Genomic DNA, 22,660 nt, shown 5'->3' on the forward strand with positions numbered 1-22,660 from the left:
AGATTGCCTTTATATCATCTAAAAATGGATAATTCTATTGAACTGATAGTTCTCCTTTATCGATATCAAGAATCATTTCGTAAGATCCTTCAGTACCAATAAATTTGATATTTCCATCACCTTCAAAGTCTGAAGATTTGTTTGGTAAAGCACCACCAGAAATCTCACCATTCCAGCTTCCTGGAGTTTCAATGAACTTGAATTCTTCATCAGCTACCATATCTACAGCACCTTTATAAACTGTACCATAAAGGTGGAATAGAGGAATTTCGAAATACTCTGGGCTACCAAGGTCATTCCAACCATTTTGAGAACCTACTTTATACATTGCGTGCACTTCGTCACCTAGCATTAAAGTACCTGCATTTCGATCTACAACTACTTGGTAATTTCCAGATTCACCTGAGAATGTAATGTTATCACTTCCAGAGAATTCAGGTCCCATAGCGTTGAAACTAGCCCCATTTAGCTGAGTATCCCAATTTCCAGCTTCTGATAAGAATTTAAATTCTTCACCATTTTCCATATGGAAGTTACCGATAAAGATATTTCTTTCTAACTCATACAATTGGAAAGCTTGATCATTACCTGCATCCCAGTCTGACTCAGAACCAACCTTGAAAATAAATCCAGGTACATCTTCGTAAGTTGTTAGTACAAATTTCACTACTTCATCTGTAGCCATCCACGACGAATCTGCTTTAATTTGTCCGTTAGCATCCACAAGTCCTCCGACAATTCTTAAGTAGATATCACCAGTAGTACCTGCAGCTACAAACTCAGTTGCAGCGTTGTTCAACTCTTTCACTAAAACATTAGAAGCTGTATCTGCCAAAACTGTTTTTACATCTCCAAAAGTAGCGAAGTCTTCAGTTCCTGATACTTGGATGTGATAACCCGTAGGAACATCCTGTGAATACTTAATTGGAGACCATGTTACATTTTCCCAAACATCATCAGCCTCTTCTTTATCAAGGACATAAGACGATTGAAATTCTATATCAAAGTTTGGAGCTGTGATATCGCCATTTTTCAATGTGATGTTGTCATCATCTGAACACGCAAAAAGCGATACCATTCCTAAAAGAAGGAGTATATTTTTTAAGAAAGTTGTTTTCATTTCATCTACAATTTTAAGATTGCATTTGGGAGATGATTAACACCTCCCTTTGTTGTGAAATAACTGTTGGATTAATAACCAGCGTTTTGTGATAAGTTCGTGTTAGCACCAAGGTCTGCCGCTGGAATAGGATATAACTCCAAGTGATCTGACAAGTTTGGAACTCCTGAAGGTGAACCACCTTTGAAAGACCAGTTCATATCTTTAGTATATTTTCCGAAACGGATCAAGTCAGTACGACGGTGACCTTCCCAGTACAACTCACGACCACGCTCATCCAAGATGAAGTCTAGGTTGATTGAAGAAACAGGGTTTGCATCTGCTCTTTCCAAGATTGCATCTACATACGTTTTCGCAACTCCTGATACTGATCCTTCAATTCTCAAATCGAATTCAGCAAGCATCAAATAAGCATCTGCCAAACGGAAAACAGGAATGTTTGTATCTGTAAATACACCTTCTGTTTCATTCTTCTTCGTTCCGTTTTGTTGCAAGTTATTCCACTTCTTCACTCCGTATCCTTGTTGGAATTCAGCAGAGTTATCGATCTCTTTAGATTGTCCTTCGTCTTCACGAGCGAACATCACACGATCATCACCACCTCTTAATTCCATATTATCTACCATAGTAGGAGTCGCTCTGTTACCACCCCAACCTGAGTTGATTCCTTGTGCTTGCGCATCCATATCTCCACCAATACCTGCAGCGATCAAGTAAGTAGTACCACCCCAGTGACGCATGCTTCTACTGTCTGACATGATCATAAAGATTACTTCACTTGCAGTTTTCTCATTATCTGCCATGAACAAACTTTGGTAAGCCGAATAGTTTTCTGTTTCAGCTTGAGTATAAAGGCTGTAACCACCTTCGTTAATCAATCTTGATAAGTGCTCACGACCTTTCTCGTAATAACCAGCAACTTTGTTTCCTAAGTATACTTCGTGGTTCAAGTACAATTTCGAAAGAAGCATTAAAGCAGCACCTTTATCAGCACGACCTAACCATGCCTGACGGATAGCAGGAAGTTTACTTTCAGCTGAAACTAAGTATTCCAACTCTTCCATTACATAGTTGAATAACTCTGGACCTCTTTCATCTGTACCTGCTGGCATTGGCATGAAACTACCAATTGGGTCTTCTTCAGTTACAAAAGGAACTTTGTTACCAAAGAAATCAAGTGCATGCCAGTAAGAGTAAGCTCTAAGGTATCTTGCTTCCGCAATCCACTGCTCTTGCTCTTCAGTAGCATAAACTGGCTTATCACCGTTTTCATCTTCTTTCCAATCTGGAAGGTCTTCCAATTTCAAATCTGCAGACTTACGAAGGAATTCGTTTGTTGCTGAAATTTGGTAATAAATACGGTTGTACATACCCAATACAAATGGGTTGTTTGCAGACCAAGTCATGTAACTCATATCTGGAGCACCTTCATCTGTCCATGAGTTAACTACCTCATCAGTAGGGAATTCTTGGGCATTCCAGAATACACGCCAGTATTGCGTTGCTCCTGGGTCTGCTCCACCAAGGTCTCCATCTCCGCCATTCTGCCCCGTATTTGACAAACCTGCATAAAGCTTTGTCAAATAAGCGAAGTAATCTTCTGGTGTCGAGATATTTGTATCCTCATTTGGATCGATTGGATCTAAATCCAATCTGTTCAAACAAGACGTTAATAGTGTAGCTGAGAATAACGCTACTATATAGATTGATTTATAGATGACTTTCATGATAATCGAATCAATAATTATTAGAAGCTTAAGTTTACACCCATCATGTAAGTAGTTGGTCTTGGATACATGTTTTGATCCATACCACCAAAGATTTCTGGGTCAATTCCTGAATATTGCGTACCTAAATACACGTTGTTTACAGTACCGTAAACCCTTGCGTTGATGTCTTTATCAAACAAGTTGAAGAAATTGTAACCCACCATGATGTTGTCTAGACGGAAGAAGTTTCCGCTCTCTAGGTAGTAATCTGAAAGCAACTGAGGTGATTGGAAATCAGTCTCCATTGCTGAGTAGTGAACGTTTGTAGCAACCTGACCTGAAGTGTGTGCTGCTTGAGCATGTCCTTTTTCTGAAGCTACGTTGTTATAAACCATACCTCCTAGGTAAGCACGTCCTGCTACAGAGAAATCCCAGTTTTTATAAGTCATTTTAGAAGTAAAACCAAACATCCATTTTGGAGCAGGGTTTCCGCTATATACTAAGTCAGACTCATCAATTTTACCATCACCGTTTTGGTCTTTATAAATACCTTCCATTGGTTTACCAGACTCATCATATACTTGCTCATACAAGAAGAATGAACTAGCAGGGTAACCTACTTTGTGTCTTTGAGCATAGATATCCATACCACCAGCAACGCCTCCAGTTCTTACACCTTCGTAGTTAGGATCATCTGTCAAAGTAAGTTTAGTAATCTCGTTTTCGTTATATGTAGCGTTCAAACCTAAATCCCAGAAGAAATCTTTTGTTTGAACTAACTTAGTGTTGATGTTAAATTCAACCCCTTTGTTTGTCATGTTACCAACGTTTGTTGTCAACATATTTGTCAAGTTTGAACCAGCTGGTACAGGAATGTAGTTCAACAAGTCTTTTGTGTTACGGTAGTAACCTTCCAATGTACCTGTGATTTTATCGTCAAAGAAACCAAAGTCAAAACCTACGTTCCAAGTTGTAGTCTCTTCCCATTTCAAGTTTTGATCATAACCTGAAGGACGGTTTGTAGGAACAGTTACCCACTCTCCTGTATTAGGGTTGTAGAATGAATAATCTGCATCTGGCTGAGAACCAACATAGATAGGCATGTAACCAAAATTAGGTCCGATATCTTGCTGACCAGTAATTCCCCAACCTGCACGTAGTTTCAATTGAGAAACGGCAGTAGCACCAGCCATGAAGTTTTCTTTATCTAGTTTCCAACCCAAAGCAACTGCTGGGAAGATACCCCATCTGTTATCTTCGTTGAATTTAGAAGAACCATCGGCACGAAGAGTAGCTGTTACCAAGTACTTCTCTTTCAAGTTGAAGTTTGCACGACCAAAGAATGACTGTAGGTTGTTATGCTGTTTGTAAAGTGTATGCCAGTTTTCTAATTGCTCACCGTTACCAAATGTAGACCAGTTTTCATTCTCGTTTCTGAAATATTGGTAAGAGTAACCTCCCATTACGTCATATTTCAAATCAAGACCAGAAATTTCATCCGCATATTGTAAGTAGAAATCCAATAGTTCGTTACGCTTAATTTGCTCGTATCTACTGAAACTACCATCTCTATCTACAGCACCTGCATCGAAACCTGCTTCTGGAGAAACAGCAATGTTACCTCTTGATTTTGAGTAGTCATAACCCATATTCAAGTTCGCTCTCATTTTTGGTAAGAAGTGGAATTTATAATCCAACTGAATGTTACCAATTGAACGCATTACGTCAGAAACATCTGTACGTTGGTCAATCATAGCTACTGGGTTACCAGGAGCGATTGAGTACATTGGAGTTCCTTGCGCGTCTAACCAAGTATAATATCCACCGTAAGGAGCATAAGCTGCATCACTTGATTTTACTGGTTGTGTTGGGTCAAATGCAGTTGCAGAACCGATTGCGCCTTCGTTTGAGAAACTGTTGTTGATGTCTACAAATTTGATACTTGCATTTGTAGAAAGGTGATCATCAAAGAATTTTGGAGTCAAGTTCAGTGCTACTGTAGTACGCTCCATATCAGACTGTTCCAAAACCCCTTGGCTATTGTTATAACCAACTGACAAACGGAAAGGAATCATGTCTTTTACAGCACCTGAAACTGCTACATTGTGATCTGTAGAAACTGCTGTTCTGAAAACTTGATCTTGCCAATCTGTATTCGCAGATCCCAATAGTTGACTAGAACCACCTTCTGCATATTGTGGGAAGTTTTGAGACATAAAACTTCTGTACTCATCTGCTGTCAAAACATCTACTGTTTCGTTTACTTTCGCAACTGAAACCGTACCTGTATAGTCTACTGAAAGTTTACCTTTCTGTCCTTTTTTCGTAGTAATCAAGATAACCCCGTTAGATGCTCTAGATCCATAAATAGCTGTAGCTGAAGCATCTTTCAATACGTTAAATGTTTCAATATCATTTGGGTTAATCGTGTTCAATGGGTTACGCATACCTGAAACACCATCGTTGTCCAAAGGTACACCATCAATAATGATAAGTGGGTCGTTACTAGCATTCAAAGAAGCACCACCACGAATACGAATAGTAGAACCTGCACCCGGAGCACCACCACCTGTAGTAATTTGTACCCCTGATACTTTACCGTTTAAAAGATCTTGAGGAGAAGTAATAGCTCCTTGGTTAAAGTCAGAAGCATTAATTGCTGTAACCGAACCTGTTAAATCTTCTTTTTTAGCTGAACCATAACCGATAACGACAACTTCTTCTAATTGCTCAGAATCAGGTTGTAATGTCACGTCGATTATTGATTGAGCACCTACCTCTAACACTTGATCAAGGTAACCGATGTATGAGAATTTCACCTCATTTACATCATTAGGAACTGTCAATCTATATTGACCATTGAAGTCTGTTGCTGCTCCAGTAGTTGTTCCGACAAAAATTACAGAAACCCCTGGTAGAGGTGTTCCGAATTCATCGACTACTGTACCTGTAAGAGTTCTTTCTTGAGCGAAAGATACGAAAGGGACTAAGAGGCTTAGTACCCACAACCCCGTAAATAGGGAAAGGTTTTTCGTCATTTTCATACTTAGCATTCTCGTTTGGTATTTGCTCGATTTTAATCATCCCCCGAGGGGAAAAGTGTTTAGTTTTATCAAGTGGACTGGATTAAATTAGGTCTTGAGTTTATTAGAAATTGAAGTTATTGTATTTGTTTAAACTTACCCTTTTTCACTCCCAACTGTTTCTCTCCCGCCTTCTTAATTACTCTGTCTGATTATTTGCGCCGCAAGTAAAAAAATTATTAAAATCTATCAAAACGCTGTTAAAGGGTAAATAATCATCGGTCATATGAGGGATACTCAGAATATTTTAAGGGTATAAAAGTCATTTTCACGAAATATCCTTAAGTATTCTGTTTCCTGTTAAGAAATTATTATTTCTTTCTACCTAACAACGCACAATAATATTCTAATCTACACTTCTTATAATTAACAGCAACAACGGGAATCGCAACCGATGCCTTTTCTAATGTTAAATAACGAGGGGCTGATTTTTTAATGTTAATATGATTTAAGTGTCTTTTAAGTTTTTATAGCATTTAATTTAGTTAACCAAATTTGGTAGAACAATTCCAAAATTATGGAACAAAAAAATCCTCACTTAGCTAGGCCAAGTGAGGATTTTTATATCAGAAATCTTATCGATTATTGAGCTGCTTCAATCTCAATTGATTTTGAAGCTAGGTCAATTGTCAATTTATAAGTTCCATCAGTTCCTACGAATTGGATGTTTCCATCTTTATCTTGAAGCAATTCAGAAGTAGTATTTTCTACATCACCCCAACCATAGTTTCCATCATCCCATGATCCTAAGATACCTACAAACTTAAATTCTTCGTTTGCTACTAGAGCAGTTTCAAGAACATAAACTTGGTCGCTTACCCACTCAGCTCTTTGTCTGTTTGAGTTTGCAGTATCATTCCATCCGTTTGCTGAACCTACTTTATAAATACGCTCACCAAATGCCATAGTGTTGTTGTTAAAGTCAAGAGTTACTTTGTACTCTTTCGCTTCTTCTCCAACAAACTTGAAGTTTCCTCCATCATTATTGATCAATGAACTATTTGATGGGAAGTTATCAAATCCCCAGTTTCCATCTGAGTCAGCCCATGAACCTGGTACACCAACAATTTTAAATCCTTCACCAGGAGTCATTGTCAATGTAGTTTCATAAACTTTTGAACCACGAACGTAAATCTCTGGGATTTTGATTTCGAAGTAATTTGCATCATCAGGGTTGTTCCAACCGTTTGCATCACCTACTTTATAAACATAGTTGATAGCTTCTCCTAATTCGTATGTTCCTTCATTAAGATCAACTTTCAATAAGTATTTATCTTTCTTAGGTACACGGAAAGTATAAGTTGCATTCTCTTCAACATTACCTGATACCTGACCTTCAGTGATTACTGGTGAACGATATGTTTTGTCTACCTTGATACCGTCTTGAGTAGTTCTCAAGTCAAATGCACCTACAAGATCAACAACACCTTCATAGATTCCAGAACCTTCTTTAGTTTCAAGAATGATATCATTTACGTTCAATCCCCAAGCACTTTGATCACCTACAATCCATAATGCATTTTCTTCTGGTACTTCAATCGGAAGTTTTTCAACAGAAAGTACTTTGAAAATATTAGAGTTTGTGTTTACCTCTAACTCATATAGACCTGGACCTTCGAAATCTGCAGCATTGTGGTTTCCTGCTCCTGGATCTGTATCTAACTGACCTTTGCTAGAACCAGCACCGTAGTTAGTACCATCCCATCCTGCTTGAGCAGAGAACTTAAATTCTGAAGTTAACCATACTTTACCAGTATAAACTCCATTATTTTGTACAGATACTAGATTTACATTTGTATAACTTTGAATATCACCTTCTACCGGCTCTACAATATCATGTGACCAACCGTTGTGAGCACCAGGTACCCAAAGGATAGGTTGAGCTTTTACAAATGATACAGCTTGATCATCGTTAAGACTAGCTGTAAAGTTATATTTCCCGTCTTCTTCCAATACCAAGGCATCTCCACCTTCTACAAATGCTCCATCAACAACACCATAAACGATAGCTGATCCGTCATTAAAGTCATTTGTGTAGAATTCGTAAGTTTCTGTTGCTAAAAGCTCCACAGCTCCTGCATACTCATGATCTGCAGCAGATGAGATAATGTATCTCTCTGAATCTACAACTTTACCACCTTCTGAAGCTGCAACTACAAATAACTTGTAGTGAGATGCGTAAGGTTTGATCGAAGTATTGAATGACTCAGACGCTAGACCTACACCTGTACTGTTACCAGAGTCATTCGCCAATTTAGATACAACTCTAAATTCATAGTTTGCAGCAGTTAATGTATCTGCTTCTACAGCACCCAAAGCCGAGTTTAACTCTCCAATTGTTACTTCAGAAGTTAAAGATGCAGTCTCTTCAATTACTGTTGAAAGACCTTCTTCTGAGATCAACTCTAATGCATAAACAATTTTTGAAGGGAAGTCAGTCTTAGTTGCCGTCCATGTAAATGTTTTAAACACATCATCTGCTTGTGCTTTATCAAGATTGTAAAGCGACTCAAACTCAGGGTTAGTTAAAACTGGAACTGTAGCAGTATCTTCAGTAAACTTCACTTGGTCATCCTCTTGACAAGACACAAAGGCAAAAGAAGCCAAGAAGAAAAGAATATATTTAACAAAGTTTGTTTTCATTTCCGTAGTATTTACAACAAAAATCCTATTAAAAAATGATTAGATCTTGCCTAAGCCTAAACCTAGGCAAGAGTTATGATTACATCCAAGCTGGATTTTGTTTCAACTTAGGGTTAGCGTTGATTTCTGATGAAGGCAATGGCAATAGATCGAACTTTGACTCAAGTCCTTTACCGTTTACATCTCCACCTTTCCAAGGCCATACATATTCTGAAGTTGAGAATTGACCGAAACGAACTAGGTCAGTTCTACGGTGTCCTTCCCAGTATAGCTCTCTTGCACGCTCATCTAAAAGGAATCCTTCAGGATTTGATGACAATTCTGCTTTGTAAGCCGTTTGAAGATCAGAAGAAACATTTCCTCTTGTCCAAATTTCTTCAAGGTTTGCCATTGACGTTCCTGAAACACCACCCATTCTCATTTCTGCTTCAGCTAACATCAAGTAAGCATCTGCTAAACGGAATACAGGGAAGTTAGTATCTACAAAAGTCAAGTTAGGGTCTGATCCGTTATAACCTAGACGAGATTTGTTAGTATATTTAACTACAGCATATCCATCTGTAAATTTAGTCAAGTCTGTATTTGCTCTGTCATGCTCTCTGTAGAACATACCTCTTGGGTCTACTTGTACTTCGTTTCCATCTTCAAACTTCTCTACTAGAGCTGTTGTAGAACGGTGTCCACCCCATCCTGAATCGATACCATATTCTTCAGCACTCATGTCTCCACCTACAGCACCGTGAATTAAGAATGTAGTACCACCGTAAGATTGTGTGTAAAGACCATCATAGTTTACTGAGAAGATAATCTCTTGAGACAAGTAGTTATCTGCCATGAAGTTATTTGCATAATCACCCTCCAATGAGTAACCTGCATTGATTACTTTCTCTAAATAAACTTTAGCATCCTCCCATCTTGGAGTTCCAGTGTAAACTTCTGCATTCATATAAAGCTTAGCCAATAACATATAAGCTGCTGCTTTATCTGCTTGACCAACAAAGCCAGCTTTTGCTGCTTTCAATTGTTGTACTGCATCCTCAGAAGTAATCTCCATCAATTCACTTTCGATGAATTCAAAGATTTCTGTACCTCCGAATCCGCTTGCTGGAGGAGCTGGAGGAGTTGAACCAATTGCTGAGTTTTCATCTGTAAATGGAATACCATTTCCGTAGAAATCTAGCGCATGCCAGTAACTCATTGCTCTTAGGTAGCGAGCCTCTGCTCTCATTTGATTCATTCTATCCGTAGGATCATCCTCTCCAAAATCAGCACCTTCAGTATCACGGATGAACTGGTTAGCCAAAGTGATTTGGTAAGTCATACGGTAGTAAAGAATCTCAACCAAAACGTTTGATGCAGCCCAAGTTGCTTGGCTTAATTCTGGTTGTCCTGGGTCACCCCATCCATTGATTGCTTCATCTGTTGGAAGCTCTTGGAATTCCCAGTATTTTCTTAGGTATTGGCTGGCTCCTTCATCCAAACCTCCCAAGTCAGGAGCACCTGCAGGACCTTTTTGTCCTGAAACTGCTAAACCTGCATAAATTTTAGCCAATCCTTGCTCATAGCTATTTAAATCTGTATAGATTTTATCTTTACTATCTAAGTTTGGATCGATTGGATCAACATTCAAATCGTTTATACAAGAAGAGAATGTTAGTGAAAGTGCAGCAGTAGCTACTACTGCACCTTTCATGATATATTTTTGAATTTTCATGGATTAATTCGCTTTTAGAATGACAAGTTAACACCCAACATGTAAGTTCTTGGACGAGGATAAAGGTTGTTATCAATACCACCTGAAACCTCTGGATCAAGACCATCATATCCTGTAATTACGAATGCGTTGTTTACTGTACCGTAAACTCTAGCATTGTATTTACCACCAGCTAAGTTATTGAAGTTGTAACCTAACATGATGTTATCCATACGGAAGTAGTTTGCATCTTGAACATAGTAATCAGAATGTTGCTGCATCGTTTGGAACATTGTGTTATACACATCTGCAGTTCTGTTTGAGTTGAATCCTGAAACAGACATTCCGTTTAAGTTAGAGTTTGCAGAATTTACGTTGTTGTAAACTTGCTGTCCAAAGTTTGCTCTACCTGACATGCTGAAATCCCAGTTCTTATAAGTTGCTCTCATGTTCACACCGATCATGAAGTCTGGGTTTGGATCACCAGCGATGTACTTATCAGCTTCAGTAATTTGACCATCACCGTTTCTGTCTACATAAGCACCTTCGATTGGCATTCCTTTGTCATCATAGATTTGCTCATACACTAGGAAAGACGAAGGAGCATAACCTACTTGGTGAATCTGGATTGTTTGTCCTGTACCACCTGCAATACCACCTACTTTCACACCTGCATAATCAGGATCATCTACCAAAGTAAGTTGTGTGATTTCTGTTCTGTTATATGTGAAGTTTACTCCGAAATCTAAGAAGAAGTCTCCTGTTTGAACTAGTTTAGAGTTCAAAGTCAATTCAACACCTTGGTTTTGCAAGCTACCTACGTTTGTAAGCAATTGGTTTGTCAAGTTAGAACCTGAAGCAACAGGAACTGTATTCAATAGATCGTTTGTAACACGGTGGTAAGCATCAATGTTACCAGTTAACTTATCATCGAAGAATCCGAAATCTAAACCAATGTTATAAGTAGTTGTTTCTTCCCACTTAATGTTCTCATCGTATCCATTAGGTCTGATTGTAGGGTAAATCATTTTACCTGTGTTCGGATCGTAATAAACATACTGAGAACGCTCATCACCATAAATATAAGTTGGCATATATGGGTAGTTACCACCACCAATATTTTGCTGACCAGTGATACCCCATCCTGCACGTAGTTTCATGCTAGAAACAACTGCTGAATTTTGAATGAAGTCTTCTTTACCAATATTCCAAGCAAAAGCTGCTGAAGGGAAGATACCCCATCTGTTGTTTTCAGAGAAACGAGAAGTACCATCTGAACGAACAGTAGCAGTTACCATATATTTATCTTTCAATGTATAGTTTGCACGACCAAAGAATGATACTAAGTAATACTCTGTTGCGAAAGCGTAAGTACCAGCGTTAGGGTTATCAGCTTGGCTATCTCCTCTAGCGTTAGTCCACCAGTCATCTTGCTCTTGGTGGAAGTGTTGCCATGAATAACCTCCTAATACGTTGAATCTATGATCTCCTAGTTCTTTATCATACTGTAAAGTAAAGTCTAAAAGCTCATTTGTTTTATTTTGATCATAGTGACTTAAGCTACCACCCATTGTAGGATCTGTAATGTTATAGTTCCAAGCTGAAGTGATAGGGTTGTAAGTTCCACCTTTTGAAGCTGAATGGTCATAACCTAAGTTCAAGTTCGCTTTCAATTCTGGAAGGAAGTGGAATTTGTAATCAAATTGCAAGTTACCAATGAATCTGTTTACTGTAGAAGTATTTTCAGTTTGGTTAAGCATCGCAACTGGGTTAGAAGGTGCGATTGTAATTGGATTATAATCCGCATCTAACCAAGTATAATACCCACCAAATGCATCGTATTGATCTCCTGATCCTTTTACTGATTGTGTTGGATCATAAGCGATTGCAGAACCTAAAGAACCTGTATCAGCGAAACGGTTGCTTACGTTTACATATTTAGCAGAAACGTTTACAGCTAAGTGATCGTCGAAAAACTTAGGGTTCAAGTTAACAGAAGTAGTGTAACGCTCCATATTAGAAGTTTCCAAAATACCATTTGAGTTGTTATAACCAAATGATACACGGTAAGGAAGGATACCTGTACGACCTGCAACACTAATGTTTTGGTCAGTAGAGATTGCATTTCTCATCAACTCCTCTTGCCAATCAGTATTTGAAGAGCCTAACAAAGCAACTTCTGGTGAAGCCTCACCATATTGTTTGATCATTAAGTCTCTGTATTGGTCAGCTGAAAGCACATCAATTTGACCTGTAGGAGTACCTACTGAAACAGTACCGTTATATTCTACTTGGATACCGTCTCTAGTACCTTTCTTAGTAGTAATGATGATTACACCATTAGATGCTCTAGAACCGTAGATTGCAGTTGCTGAAGCATCTTTCAATACTGTAAATGTTTCAATATCGTTAGGGTTAATCGTGTTAAGCGGGTTACGCATACCTGCTACACCATCAGAATCTACTGGTACACCGTCAATTACGATAAGTGGATCATTAGAAGCTGATAACGAAGACCCTCCACGAATACGGATAGTTGCACCAGCACCTGGAGCACCACCACCATTCGTAATATTCACACCGGCAATTTTACCCGTCAAAAGATCTTGTGGAGATGAAATTGCACCTTGGTTAAACTTAGATGTATCAATTGATTCTACAGAACCAGTCAAATCATCTTTCTTAGCAGAACCATAACCAATTACAACAACTTCTTCTAATTGATCTGCATCTGGCTGCAATGTTACATCTATGATTGATTGAGCTCCTAGTTCTACTACTTGCTCTATGTAACCAATGTAAGAGAACTTAACTTGGCTAGCATCTTCAGGGATGTTTAGTTTATACTGACCATCAAAATTTGTGGCAGCACCTGTAGTCGTACCTACAAAAATTACAGATACACCTGGAAGTGGTGTTCCAGTCTCATCGAGCACCGTACCTGTCAAGGTTCTTTCTTGGGCAAAAGACATAAAAGGTACTAGAAGGCTCAGTACCCAAATCCCTGCCAACAAGGATAGGTTTTTCGTCATTTTCATACTTAGCGTTTCTCGTTTGGTATTCAAGAATAAAAAAACATTTTCCCCAAGGGGATAACAGTGTTTGATAGTTGAATAACTAAAAAAACTAGTGGTTAACTGTTAATTATTAGACTACACACTAGAATAAATTAGCCGCTTCGTCGTCTCTTGAACTGTTTGTTTGTCTGATAATGAGTGCAAGTAAAAAAACTATTAAAAAAGATCAAAACAGTGTTAAATACTCTATAATCAGCTGAGTTAAGCAAGATTTACAAAATAATGTTTCACTTTAAGTGTCATTTACACCAAATATTATTAAGTGTTATTCTATCGTTTAAAAATTATTCCATAGGTATTTAAGATAATAAGCTATAATCTTCTAAAATACACTTATTCACTCTACACTCATGCAACTGGTTCCGCAACCCGTTTCGATGCACAGTGTTATAGGAATAAATAATTCATTTTTTATTGTTAATAAAATCAAACCAAGGTAAACGGGCTTATTTTAACATGAAAACAATGTTATTAGCGTAAGATTATACACTTATTATTTACACAACAACCTTTACCATAATTAAAAAATAGATGTAAAAACAAATCTTCAGATATGTTATTTCAGGCCTTTCCCGATTTATTAATTTTAACTTTGTGACTTTTATTCACAATTCAGAATTTATTTTTAGCAGTTTGAGAATATTTCGTAAGACCTATCGATAAACCACTAATATTTTATTTTACTCAGATTTCAAAAAATGAGATTTAAAATAAAAAACACCTCCTAATTTAAATTAAGAGGTGTTGAAGAAGTTAGTATAAGACCAATCTTACATTTCTAATTTTTGCTCTTCGTTTATCCAGTTATCAATCATTTCTTCCAATATATTTAAAGGAACTGGACCACTCGTCAAGACGATGTCGTGAAACTTTCTAATATCAAACTGATCTTCCAATGCTATTTTAGCTTTTTCTCTTAACTCTAAAATCTTAAGCATTCCTATTTTATAGGCTGTAGCTTGAGATGGCATTACGATATGACGATCTACCATTTGCTCACAGTTTAAGTAAGACGCAGGCGTGTTCTTTTGATAATAAGCAATACCTTCTTCTCTTGTCCATTTTTTTGCATGAATTCCTGTGTCAACAACCAAACGACAAGCCCTCCAAATTTCCATAGAAAGTCTACCAAAATCCGAATAAGGATCTTTATAGAATCCCATCTCTTTAGGAATAAACTCACAGTACAACCCCCAACCTTCTATATAAGCTGTGTATCTCCCATGTTTTCTAAACTCAGGAATACCTTCTAACTCTTGAGCAATAGACAACTGCATATGGTGACCTGGGATCCCTTCATGAAATGCTAGAGCTTCCATTTCATATTTAGGCATATTATTCATATCATAAAGATTTGCATAATAAAAACCAGGACGTGATCCATCAATTGCAGGACTATTATAAAATGCTTTACCTGCTGTTTTCTCACGAAAAGCTTCTACACGTTTTACAAGCATATCTGCTTTAGGCTTTGTGATGAATAACTCGTCTAGTCTCAACTTAAAAGCATCTACAATCTTGGTTGCTGAGTCTAAATAGGCTTGCTTTCCTTCTTCCGTATTCGGGTAATAGAATTGTTGGTCTTCTTTCATAAATACAAAGAACTCTTGTAGTGTTCCTTTAAAACCAAGCTGTTTCATGATTGCTTTCATTTCTCCATGAATTCTATCAACCTCATTCAATCCAATCTGATGAATTTCATCGGCAGTCAGGCTTGTTGTTGTGGTTCCCGCCAAAGCAAAATCATAGAATTTATCCCCATCTTTCAACTTCCAAACTCCTGCATCATTATTTGTTTGCTTCTGCTGCTCTTCTAATAATTGAATCAAACTCTCGTATGCAGGCTTTACAGATTCTTTTAAAGCTGAAATACATTCATTTTTCAACTTTCCAACTTCCTCATCTGTCAGATCTAGTTTTGCCACTTTTTCTTCAAAGTTCTTAAGGAAGAGGTTCGGCGTTTGAGAGTCATCCATAGGATAACCTTTGATCACATTTTTACTAGCATCTAATACTTTCGGGTAAAGGAAGGTAGGCAGTAAAATCCCCACTTTAGCACGTCTATTTAAATTTTCCTCTAGCTGTTTAAACATTGGTTTTACAGCATTCAATCTACTTATGTAGGCCTGAGCATCTGTGGGTGTATCAATTTTATGAAATGACAATAAAAAAGCAGGAACTTGTGCATGAAGCCCAAACATCTGATTTACTGGGTATGAATAATCTTTGTATTTAAAGCCTTCAATTTGACGTTTCAACTTTTCTTTCATCAATCGATAGCTCAACTGTGTTTGTTCATCAAGTAATGATGCATCTATTGAGTCTTTGAGAAAAGATAAATATGCCTTTCTGATTTGTTGTTCTTCAAGTTCAGAGGCTTCTGAAAGATCATCCCATTTGTCATTATTTGTCTTACGGCCAAGGTAAGTCTGTTGCATAGGCGAACGCTCTACTCCTTCTTCATAAACGCGTTCAAAAAACATATTTGCTTTTTGAGACTCTTCTACGCTAGCTGTTGTTGCATTCGTTTGATCTAGATTTTGACAAGCTGAAAAAGACATACCACCGATTAGCAGATATGCCCATAAATTTTTGAATTGGTTAGTCATAACATTTAAAAGAGGTTTCCCTCAAATGATTTTAAGTAATAGTTCTTTAAAATATCTACACCCAAAATATTAAATTTTGAAGTGAGGACATAAAAAAAAGAGTCACTTACCAGTGACTCTCTCTTAAACTAATGTATAACCGATTAGTTTAAATATGCTTTGATTGTTTCTCTTAGTTCTTCCCCGTGTAAACCTTTCGCAATGATTTCTCCTTTCTCATTGATTAAAAAAGTATTCGGAATACTTCTCACACCATAAAGCTTAGCTGGAGCTGCTGACCAACCTTTCAGGTCAGAAACATGCTTCCAAGACAGTTGGTCTTTCTCAATTGCTTTCTTCCAGTTTTCATCCTTATTATCCAATGAAACACCTAAGATTTCTAAGCCTTTGCCTTTATACTCCTCATACATCTTTACCACATTTGGATTTTCTCTTCTACAAGGTCCACACCAAGATGCCCAGAAATCAATTAGTAATAACTTCTGTCCTTTAATTTCTGATAAAGCCAACTCTCCTCCTTCAGGTGTTGCTAGCTTAAAGTCAGGAGCTTTTTGTCCAATTGCTGTACGTTTATTGGCATCAATATATTCTTTGATATTTTTACCATAGAAAGATGATTGTACCGCTGGAGATAGTAGTTGGAAAGTCTTATCCATTTGCTCCAAATCCATGTAATAAACATTTCTACTAAATACATAAGCTGAAGCATATGAATTCGGGTTTTCTTGGATAAAAGCAGTCTTCTCTTTACTAATCTGAGCATCTAGTTCATCATACTTCGCAATGATCTTCTCCACCTCTTCTTTGTTCTCCTCTGCATTTGCTTTTTCATACTCCTCTCTTAGATTCATGAACTGAGGTCTATACTTTTCATCAATCTTAGATGCAACTTTATACTCATCTTGTGTTTTTGAACCTTCCAAAGAATAGCCCATCACACTGTCAGTATTAACCGTAAAGTTTAAGACAGTATCTTCAGCAAAAGCTACAACACCTCCTTTGTCACCAAAGGAAATACGCATCACTTCTGGAGACGTTAGCGCTTTAGTATATTGAAATTTCCCATTCTCAATTTTAACAGTGTCAGACTTCCACTCCTCACCTTCTGGCATTGTGATCACTACTTCTGTTCCTTCATAGTTTTCAACAGTACCATTCAATACCATTTCTTGTTTATCAGCTGCACAAGAAGCCATCATTAGAGCGGCTCCGCAAAACGTAAAAAATCTTCTCATTAGTATATTTATTTTAATTCGTACTAAATATAAAATAAAAAACCCCAGTATCATACTGGGGTTTTCTAATCTATGGTTCAAGAAATATTATCTCACTACTAACTTTTGTGTCTGAACGCCTAAATTTGAGACAGTTCTAACTACATAAATCCCTGATGTTAGATTTGAAATATCTAAGGCAATTTTACTGTCAGATGCTCTATAAAGCCCTGAGAAAATATGTTGACCTTGGATATTAAAGAAATCTACAGCTACAGGCTCTGTGATTTGGTCTTTAAAACCAATCTCAACTGACCCTGTTGCAGGATTAGGTGCTAAATACATTGACTGTGATTTATAATCATCTTCAACACCTGTAGTTACATTAGGTTTAAAAGGCCCCATATCTGCAGTTTGAGAACCTCCATCTTTAGTTTTAATCAAGAATTTAATCCCGTTAGCAAAAATGTCAGCTGAAGAAGCCCCATAATATGAAGTTGGAGTCATTGTGATCTTTACTTTTGTAGATGAAACTCTCACCATTTTAGCACCTTCTGAAGAGTTTTCCCAAGCGCCATTATCAATATCTGAAGAAACTGAACTTGGGTCAATCCAAGCCCAAAGATATGCATCTTGATCTCCTTCTAATGATGTACCAGAAACATTAATAGTGATAGTCACTTCTTCTGATGGCAACCAATTGGCTGGCGAGAATACTATTTTCCCATCTTCAATATTTTGTTTAAAGTCTAAAACAACTTCTTTTTCTTCTAAAGTAAGCCCTTTTTTATCCCCACTTTCATTTTCAAAATAAAGAACAAAATGGAATGGCTTTTCAGATGCTGTTAGTTCAAAATAAGCTCTTGGAGTCATCGTTAACTCCCACTTATCTTCAACCTTTGTCATTTCTGATCTTGTTAGCTTCTCTACTTTTTCAGAACCAATATCTTCTAAAATTAAACCAGCCTGAACGTATACTTTCTCCTCACCTAGTAAAGCTGCATTACCTTCTGCAGGATCAAAGATGATTTTAATTTCAGTATCTTCATCAAACTCAAATGGATTTACTTGTACCATAGGTGTATATGCCTTCACGATACCCTCTTCAGGAAAATCCATTTGTTGGTCTACAAAAATTCTAAATTCACTTGGAGCAAATGTTACCGTTTGATTCGCTTCTGTTACATTAATTTCTTCTCCTGTAAAGTAATTATACCATGTTCCTGTATTAGGGAATTTAATCGTTACTTCTTTTTCAGTAATTGAGAAGTTTCCTATTGCATACATTTTTGCAACAGGCGTTTCAATAGATACTTCTTTTGTAGCTCCTCCTAGGTTTACAGACTCATAGCTATAACTTGAAATTTGAAGTTGATTACGAAGTGAAATCAGTGCTTGATATGTTTTGTATAGATTAAACCTCAATGGATTTTCAGCATAATCCCATCTCACAGGCTTTCTACCCACTCTATCGTTATAGTTAATGCTATAATCATAACCTAGTTCTCCAAATTGCCAAATCAATTTTGGACCTGGAACTGTAAAGAAGAAGGCAGCATTTAATTTTTGACGTTCTAGTGCATTAGGTAATTCTTGTAGGTTATAAGTACCTTCAGAAGCACCATAATTTAAAGCATCATAAACAAGACGTTCCTCATCATGAGACTCCATGTAAGACATTACTCCCATTTTCTCATAACCTCTATTCTTATGGTATTGCCAACCTAAATCATCTGTACCACCATTTCCAGTACCTCTGAAATTATGGTTTATATTACCCCAAAGAATAATATCATTAGCAGCCAATTCTTTTTCTTCTTGGTTGTCAGCTAAATGCTCCAAAATAACATAAGCTCCTTCTGCTTCTTCGTTTTTCCACAACTCATTTGCCATTCTGTTTAGTAGAACAATACGAGCTGCATCATATCCATGTCCTGGCCCTGGAGTTTGTGTAAATCCTTTAGTAAAGTCAAAACGATAACCATCAATATTATAGTGTTTAACCCAGTGTAAGTTCACACTATCCACTAATGTTTGAGTATGAATACTCTCGTGATTTAAATCTGCTCCCCAGAAATATTCATTGTTAGGAGATTCTACATTATACCAAGGATTATCTGAAGTTGGATCCCCAAAATCACCATCATTATACATTCGAACTAATGGAGATGAATGATAAGAATGGTTAAGTACCATATCAATAATTACTGCAATTCCTCTTTTATGAGATTCATCAATAAATTGCTTTAAATCATTTTTTGTTCCGTAGTATTTATCTGGAGCAAAATAGAAGTTAGGATTATATCCCCATGAATCATTTCCTTCGAATTCATTGATTGGCATTAGGTGAATACAGTTAGCTCCTAGCTCTTGGATATAATCTAATCGCTCAATAGATGCTTGATAAGTATCCTCTTCAGTGAAATCACGGATATGCATTTCATATACAACCAAATCTTCTTGAGCTGGTCTTTCAAAATCAGTAACCTCCCACTCATATGTAGGCTGATTAATTTGAAAAACTGAAGCTCTAAATGATGTTTTACCCTCAGGATAAGCAATTAGATCTGGGTAACGAACAATTCCTTGATTAATGTATTTATCATCATAGTCAGAAACTTTCTCCGTATAAGGATCGGCTATTTTAATTTCACCATCTATCAAATATTGATAAATATATTCTTTATCTGGATCTAGGTCAGAGATTGTAATCCACCAATAATTTCCATAAGCTTCTTCATCTTTATACATCAAGAAATCTTGGTCTGTTTTCCAATCAGAAAAATCACCTATAGCATATACATTTTTCTTAAGCTTTTTAGGGTCATGCATTACTAAAGTAACTTCTGTCCCATTATAGTTCGGGCCAAAGTTTGTAGCGTATGCTGGTCTCTGCTTAGCAACCACATTAGGCTCAATAAATACCTTTAACTCTTTTCTATCAGTCTCAGTCTTTCCATCTTCTTCGGCAGAAGCTAACACTTCGATTTCTAGCAAACCACCAGTCGTAACTGTCCAAGTGTATGCTAATGCTTCTCCAGTTTCTTGAATAAGTGTATCTCCATTTACGACTACACTCAAATCTGCCACTTTATTAGTAGTAAGATCAAATACTACATCATCCTCAATTTGAACGCTGTTGAGATCTGTTTGAGTTGGGCTATTTAAAGTGATTTGAAGAGAGCCTTCTGAAGGAATTACTTTAAACTTAAAGTCTCCAGTTTGTCCATCACCCCAATCTTTACCTTTAAGTAGGATACCTAATTCTTCAATTTCTGAGACTGGAACATTCATAAACTCAGTTGGTGTGAATGTTAACTCCCAAAGATCCCCAGAAGTATTTGTCCACTTCGCATCATCCGCAGATGCATCTGCAGGATTCACATTTGTTGGAACACTAGCAGAGGAATTTTGAGGTTGTTCTACCCATACCCAAGCCCAAGCCTCATTTAGATTTAAATCAGAGTTGGAAAGGTCTGCAGTAAAAGTAACAGGCTGATCTGCAATAATTGGATCAACTGAGGCTGTTATAGTTTGTGCAAAAGAAAAATTGCTAACTAGTAGCATTCCAAAAAGACACAACAAGTGTTTTTTAAAAGTGTGACCATTGTTATGACCATTTAAGCCATACAAGACCCCACTACCAAGTGATAGTATTTTTTTTCTCATTTTCATATAGTTACCTGGTAAAAAAGGCGTTAATTGATTTTAGCTTATTAATATTTTAAGCTAAAAAAGTACTTTCTGTGTCTAAAGTTAAAAAGTTTAGAAGACACTTAATAAATATTACTCACTTAATTATTAAATGTTTAGATATACATTAAGAATTTTATACTGAATATCTACACATGTTCAGCTAGAGTATCCGAATGACTAATTTTTAAAGGCTAAATTTTGGGTATAAAAAAAGGCCACCTCTTTTCAGAGATGACCTTTTGATATTTTTATACTAATCTAATTGATTAGATAATTAGTTGTTCATAGTTACAGAACCAGCACCAGACTTGAAGTTCAAGCTGATTGTATAGTTTCCTGTAGAAACAGCTACTCTATCTTGATCTCCACCAGCACCTCTGTACTCAATCATTCCATCAAGAACGATGAATTCTGAAGTCCACCAATCCCAAGCTGCAGTTGCAGTTAGAGCTGGGTGAGAAGCATACATTCTCAATTCAGCAGTTTCAGTAAGGTCTCCAGTGAATACCATTTCTTCACCCTCTACCATAAATTTACCAGCTTCAGTAGCTTTATCCCATGATCCGATAGCATCACCGATTAAGTAAACCTCTGGAGAGTCAGATACATGAATTTCTTCATTTTCAAGATCAACTACAACCATGTAGTATCCAGAAGCTCCTGGAGTTGTGATATTATCTGAACCTTTTGCAGTTTTACCGTCAGCCAAGTCACCTGATCCACCGAAGTCACCATTCCACTCTCTTTGAGGAGCAAATTTAAATTCTCCACCTTCTTCTAACCATACGATTGTCCAGAACAAGTGAGCGTTATTGTTAGCTACAGCTTTCAATGGTGAATCCATCAAATCCCAGTTCCAACCATCATCGTCACCAGTCAATGCAGAACCAATTACGTATAGAGACTCAGGATAATCTAAAGCTTCAACATCACCAGTTTTAGTCAATGAATAACCAAAAGTACCAGTCTCATCGCTATAAGCTACTTCAACAGTATATTCTCCATCTACATCAGGCTTAACAGTTGGGTCACCCATTTCTAGAGCGCCATCTCTGAAACCGAAGTTAGAGAAAACAACGAAATCTTCACTTCTTTGAATCTTCCATCCATCATTGTAACGGAATTTCACACCACCAGGAGTACGAAGAACAACGTTCTCAGCTCTGAAAGTTTTCGCATCAACCATTGCTAAATCAACTTCACCACTCCATCCTAGTTCAGTAGCATCACCGATAGCACCTAAAGACTCAACTTTAGTATAAATATATTGATTAGTAGTTGCATCAAGAATTACGTGATACACACCTTCTTCTACGATATCAAAACCAGCAGTTTCATCTTCAGTTTGCTGTAAAGTACCAGTAAAATAAGAAGTTTGAATATGATCAGTAGTTGGATCTGGCTCTACTTCTTGGTGGTCATCAGCTTTAGCATAATAGAAAACTTGTCCACCTTCTACATTTGCGATTTGCAATTTACCTGCAGACAAATAAATGAAACGCTCAGTCATTCCTTCTCTCAAAGCATTTGAGAATCCTTCTCCTTCTGCTCTACCTGGATTTAAGAAACCAGTTCTACTAAATTCTAAACCAGTAGCATCACCTGTTAAATAAACACCATCTTCAATTAATGGTCCATCTCCACCTCCATCAGTTGGATCTTCAGTTTCATCACAAGCAGTCATTGTAAGACCAATAACCATAGCAAATAGCATAGATAGAATGCTAAATTGTTTTTTCAATTCCATAATGTTTACTTTTTAAAAAGTTAAGACAGTTATTTTATGTGAGGTTGATAAGTGCTGAGGTTAAAAAAT

10 protein-coding genes are annotated in these 22,660 nt (G+C 37.1%); all 10 read right to left on the reverse strand.

Annotated features, from left to right (window positions below; genetic code table 11):
- Positions 1–34 precede the first annotated feature (34 nt).
- Positions 35–1,120: a SusE domain-containing protein gene (locus BC781_RS07490; RefSeq protein ID WP_109616627.1), complete on the reverse strand. Its 1,086-nt coding sequence runs from the start codon at positions 1,118–1,120 to the stop codon at positions 35–37.
- A 71-nt stretch (positions 1,121–1,191) separates the two neighbouring features.
- A complete protein-coding gene (locus BC781_RS07495; RefSeq protein ID WP_109616628.1) occupies positions 1,192–2,847 on the reverse strand; it encodes a RagB/SusD family nutrient uptake outer membrane protein in 1,656 nt (551 codons plus the stop codon).
- A 20-nt stretch (positions 2,848–2,867) separates the two neighbouring features.
- Positions 2,868–5,873, reverse strand: coding sequence for a SusC/RagA family TonB-linked outer membrane protein (locus BC781_RS07500; RefSeq protein ID WP_211323710.1), 3,006 nt, complete (start codon positions 5,871–5,873; stop codon positions 2,868–2,870).
- A 621-nt stretch (positions 5,874–6,494) separates the two neighbouring features.
- Entirely contained in the window at positions 6,495–8,555 is a 2,061-nt protein-coding gene (locus BC781_RS07505) for a SusE domain-containing protein (protein ID WP_109616629.1), read from the reverse strand.
- A gap of 79 nt (positions 8,556–8,634) precedes the next feature.
- A complete protein-coding gene (locus BC781_RS07510; RefSeq protein ID WP_245935592.1) occupies positions 8,635–10,269 on the reverse strand; it encodes a RagB/SusD family nutrient uptake outer membrane protein in 1,635 nt (544 codons plus the stop codon).
- Between the two features lie 14 nt (positions 10,270–10,283).
- The gene (locus tag BC781_RS07515) at positions 10,284–13,286 is read right to left on the reverse strand and encodes a SusC/RagA family TonB-linked outer membrane protein (RefSeq protein ID WP_109616630.1); all 3,003 of its coding nucleotides are present in this window, start codon (positions 13,284–13,286) and stop codon (positions 10,284–10,286) included.
- 809 nt (positions 13,287–14,095) lie between these two features.
- Positions 14,096–15,934: a DUF885 domain-containing protein gene (locus tag BC781_RS07520; protein WP_109616631.1), complete on the reverse strand. Its 1,839-nt coding sequence runs from the start codon at positions 15,932–15,934 to the stop codon at positions 14,096–14,098.
- Between the two features lie 143 nt (positions 15,935–16,077).
- The gene (locus BC781_RS07525) at positions 16,078–17,169 is read right to left on the reverse strand and encodes a TlpA disulfide reductase family protein (protein ID WP_245935593.1); all 1,092 of its coding nucleotides are present in this window, start codon (positions 17,167–17,169) and stop codon (positions 16,078–16,080) included.
- An 87-nt stretch (positions 17,170–17,256) separates the two neighbouring features.
- On the reverse strand, positions 17,257–20,823 hold the full coding sequence (locus tag BC781_RS07530) for a DUF4961 domain-containing protein (RefSeq protein WP_109616632.1): 3,567 nt from the start codon (positions 20,821–20,823) through the stop codon (positions 17,257–17,259).
- A 295-nt stretch (positions 20,824–21,118) separates the two neighbouring features.
- A complete protein-coding gene (locus BC781_RS07535) occupies positions 21,119–22,591 on the reverse strand; it encodes a SusF/SusE family outer membrane protein (RefSeq protein WP_109616633.1) in 1,473 nt (490 codons plus the stop codon).
- Positions 22,592–22,660: the final 69 nt, after the last annotated feature.

Source organism: Sediminitomix flava (genome assembly GCF_003149185.1).
Taxonomy (GTDB): Bacteria; Bacteroidota; Bacteroidia; order Cytophagales; family Flammeovirgaceae; genus Sediminitomix; species Sediminitomix flava.

Bases quoted from the DNA above. Each gene is read 5' to 3' on its own strand.
- BC781_RS07490 (WP_109616627.1), bottom strand. From the start codon at position 1,120: ATGAAAACAACTTTCTTAAAAAATATACTCCTTCTTTTAGGAATGGTA.
- BC781_RS07495 (WP_109616628.1), bottom strand. From the start codon at position 2,847: ATGAAAGTCATCTATAAATCAATCTATATAGTAGCGTTATTCTCAGCT.
- BC781_RS07500 (WP_211323710.1), bottom strand. From the start codon at position 5,873: ATGAAAATGACGAAAAACCTTTCCCTATTTACGGGGTTGTGGGTACTA.
- BC781_RS07505 (WP_109616629.1), bottom strand. From the start codon at position 8,555: ATGAAAACAAACTTTGTTAAATATATTCTTTTCTTCTTGGCTTCTTTT.
- BC781_RS07510 (WP_245935592.1), bottom strand. From the start codon at position 10,269: ATGAAAATTCAAAAATATATCATGAAAGGTGCAGTAGTAGCTACTGCT.
- BC781_RS07515 (WP_109616630.1), bottom strand. From the start codon at position 13,286: ATGAAAATGACGAAAAACCTATCCTTGTTGGCAGGGATTTGGGTACTG.
- BC781_RS07520 (WP_109616631.1), bottom strand. From the start codon at position 15,934: ATGACTAACCAATTCAAAAATTTATGGGCATATCTGCTAATCGGTGGT.
- BC781_RS07525 (WP_245935593.1), bottom strand. From the start codon at position 17,169: ATGAGAAGATTTTTTACGTTTTGCGGAGCCGCTCTAATGATGGCTTCT.
- BC781_RS07530 (WP_109616632.1), bottom strand. From the start codon at position 20,823: ATGAAAATGAGAAAAAAAATACTATCACTTGGTAGTGGGGTCTTGTAT.
- BC781_RS07535 (WP_109616633.1), bottom strand. From the start codon at position 22,591: ATGGAATTGAAAAAACAATTTAGCATTCTATCTATGCTATTTGCTATG.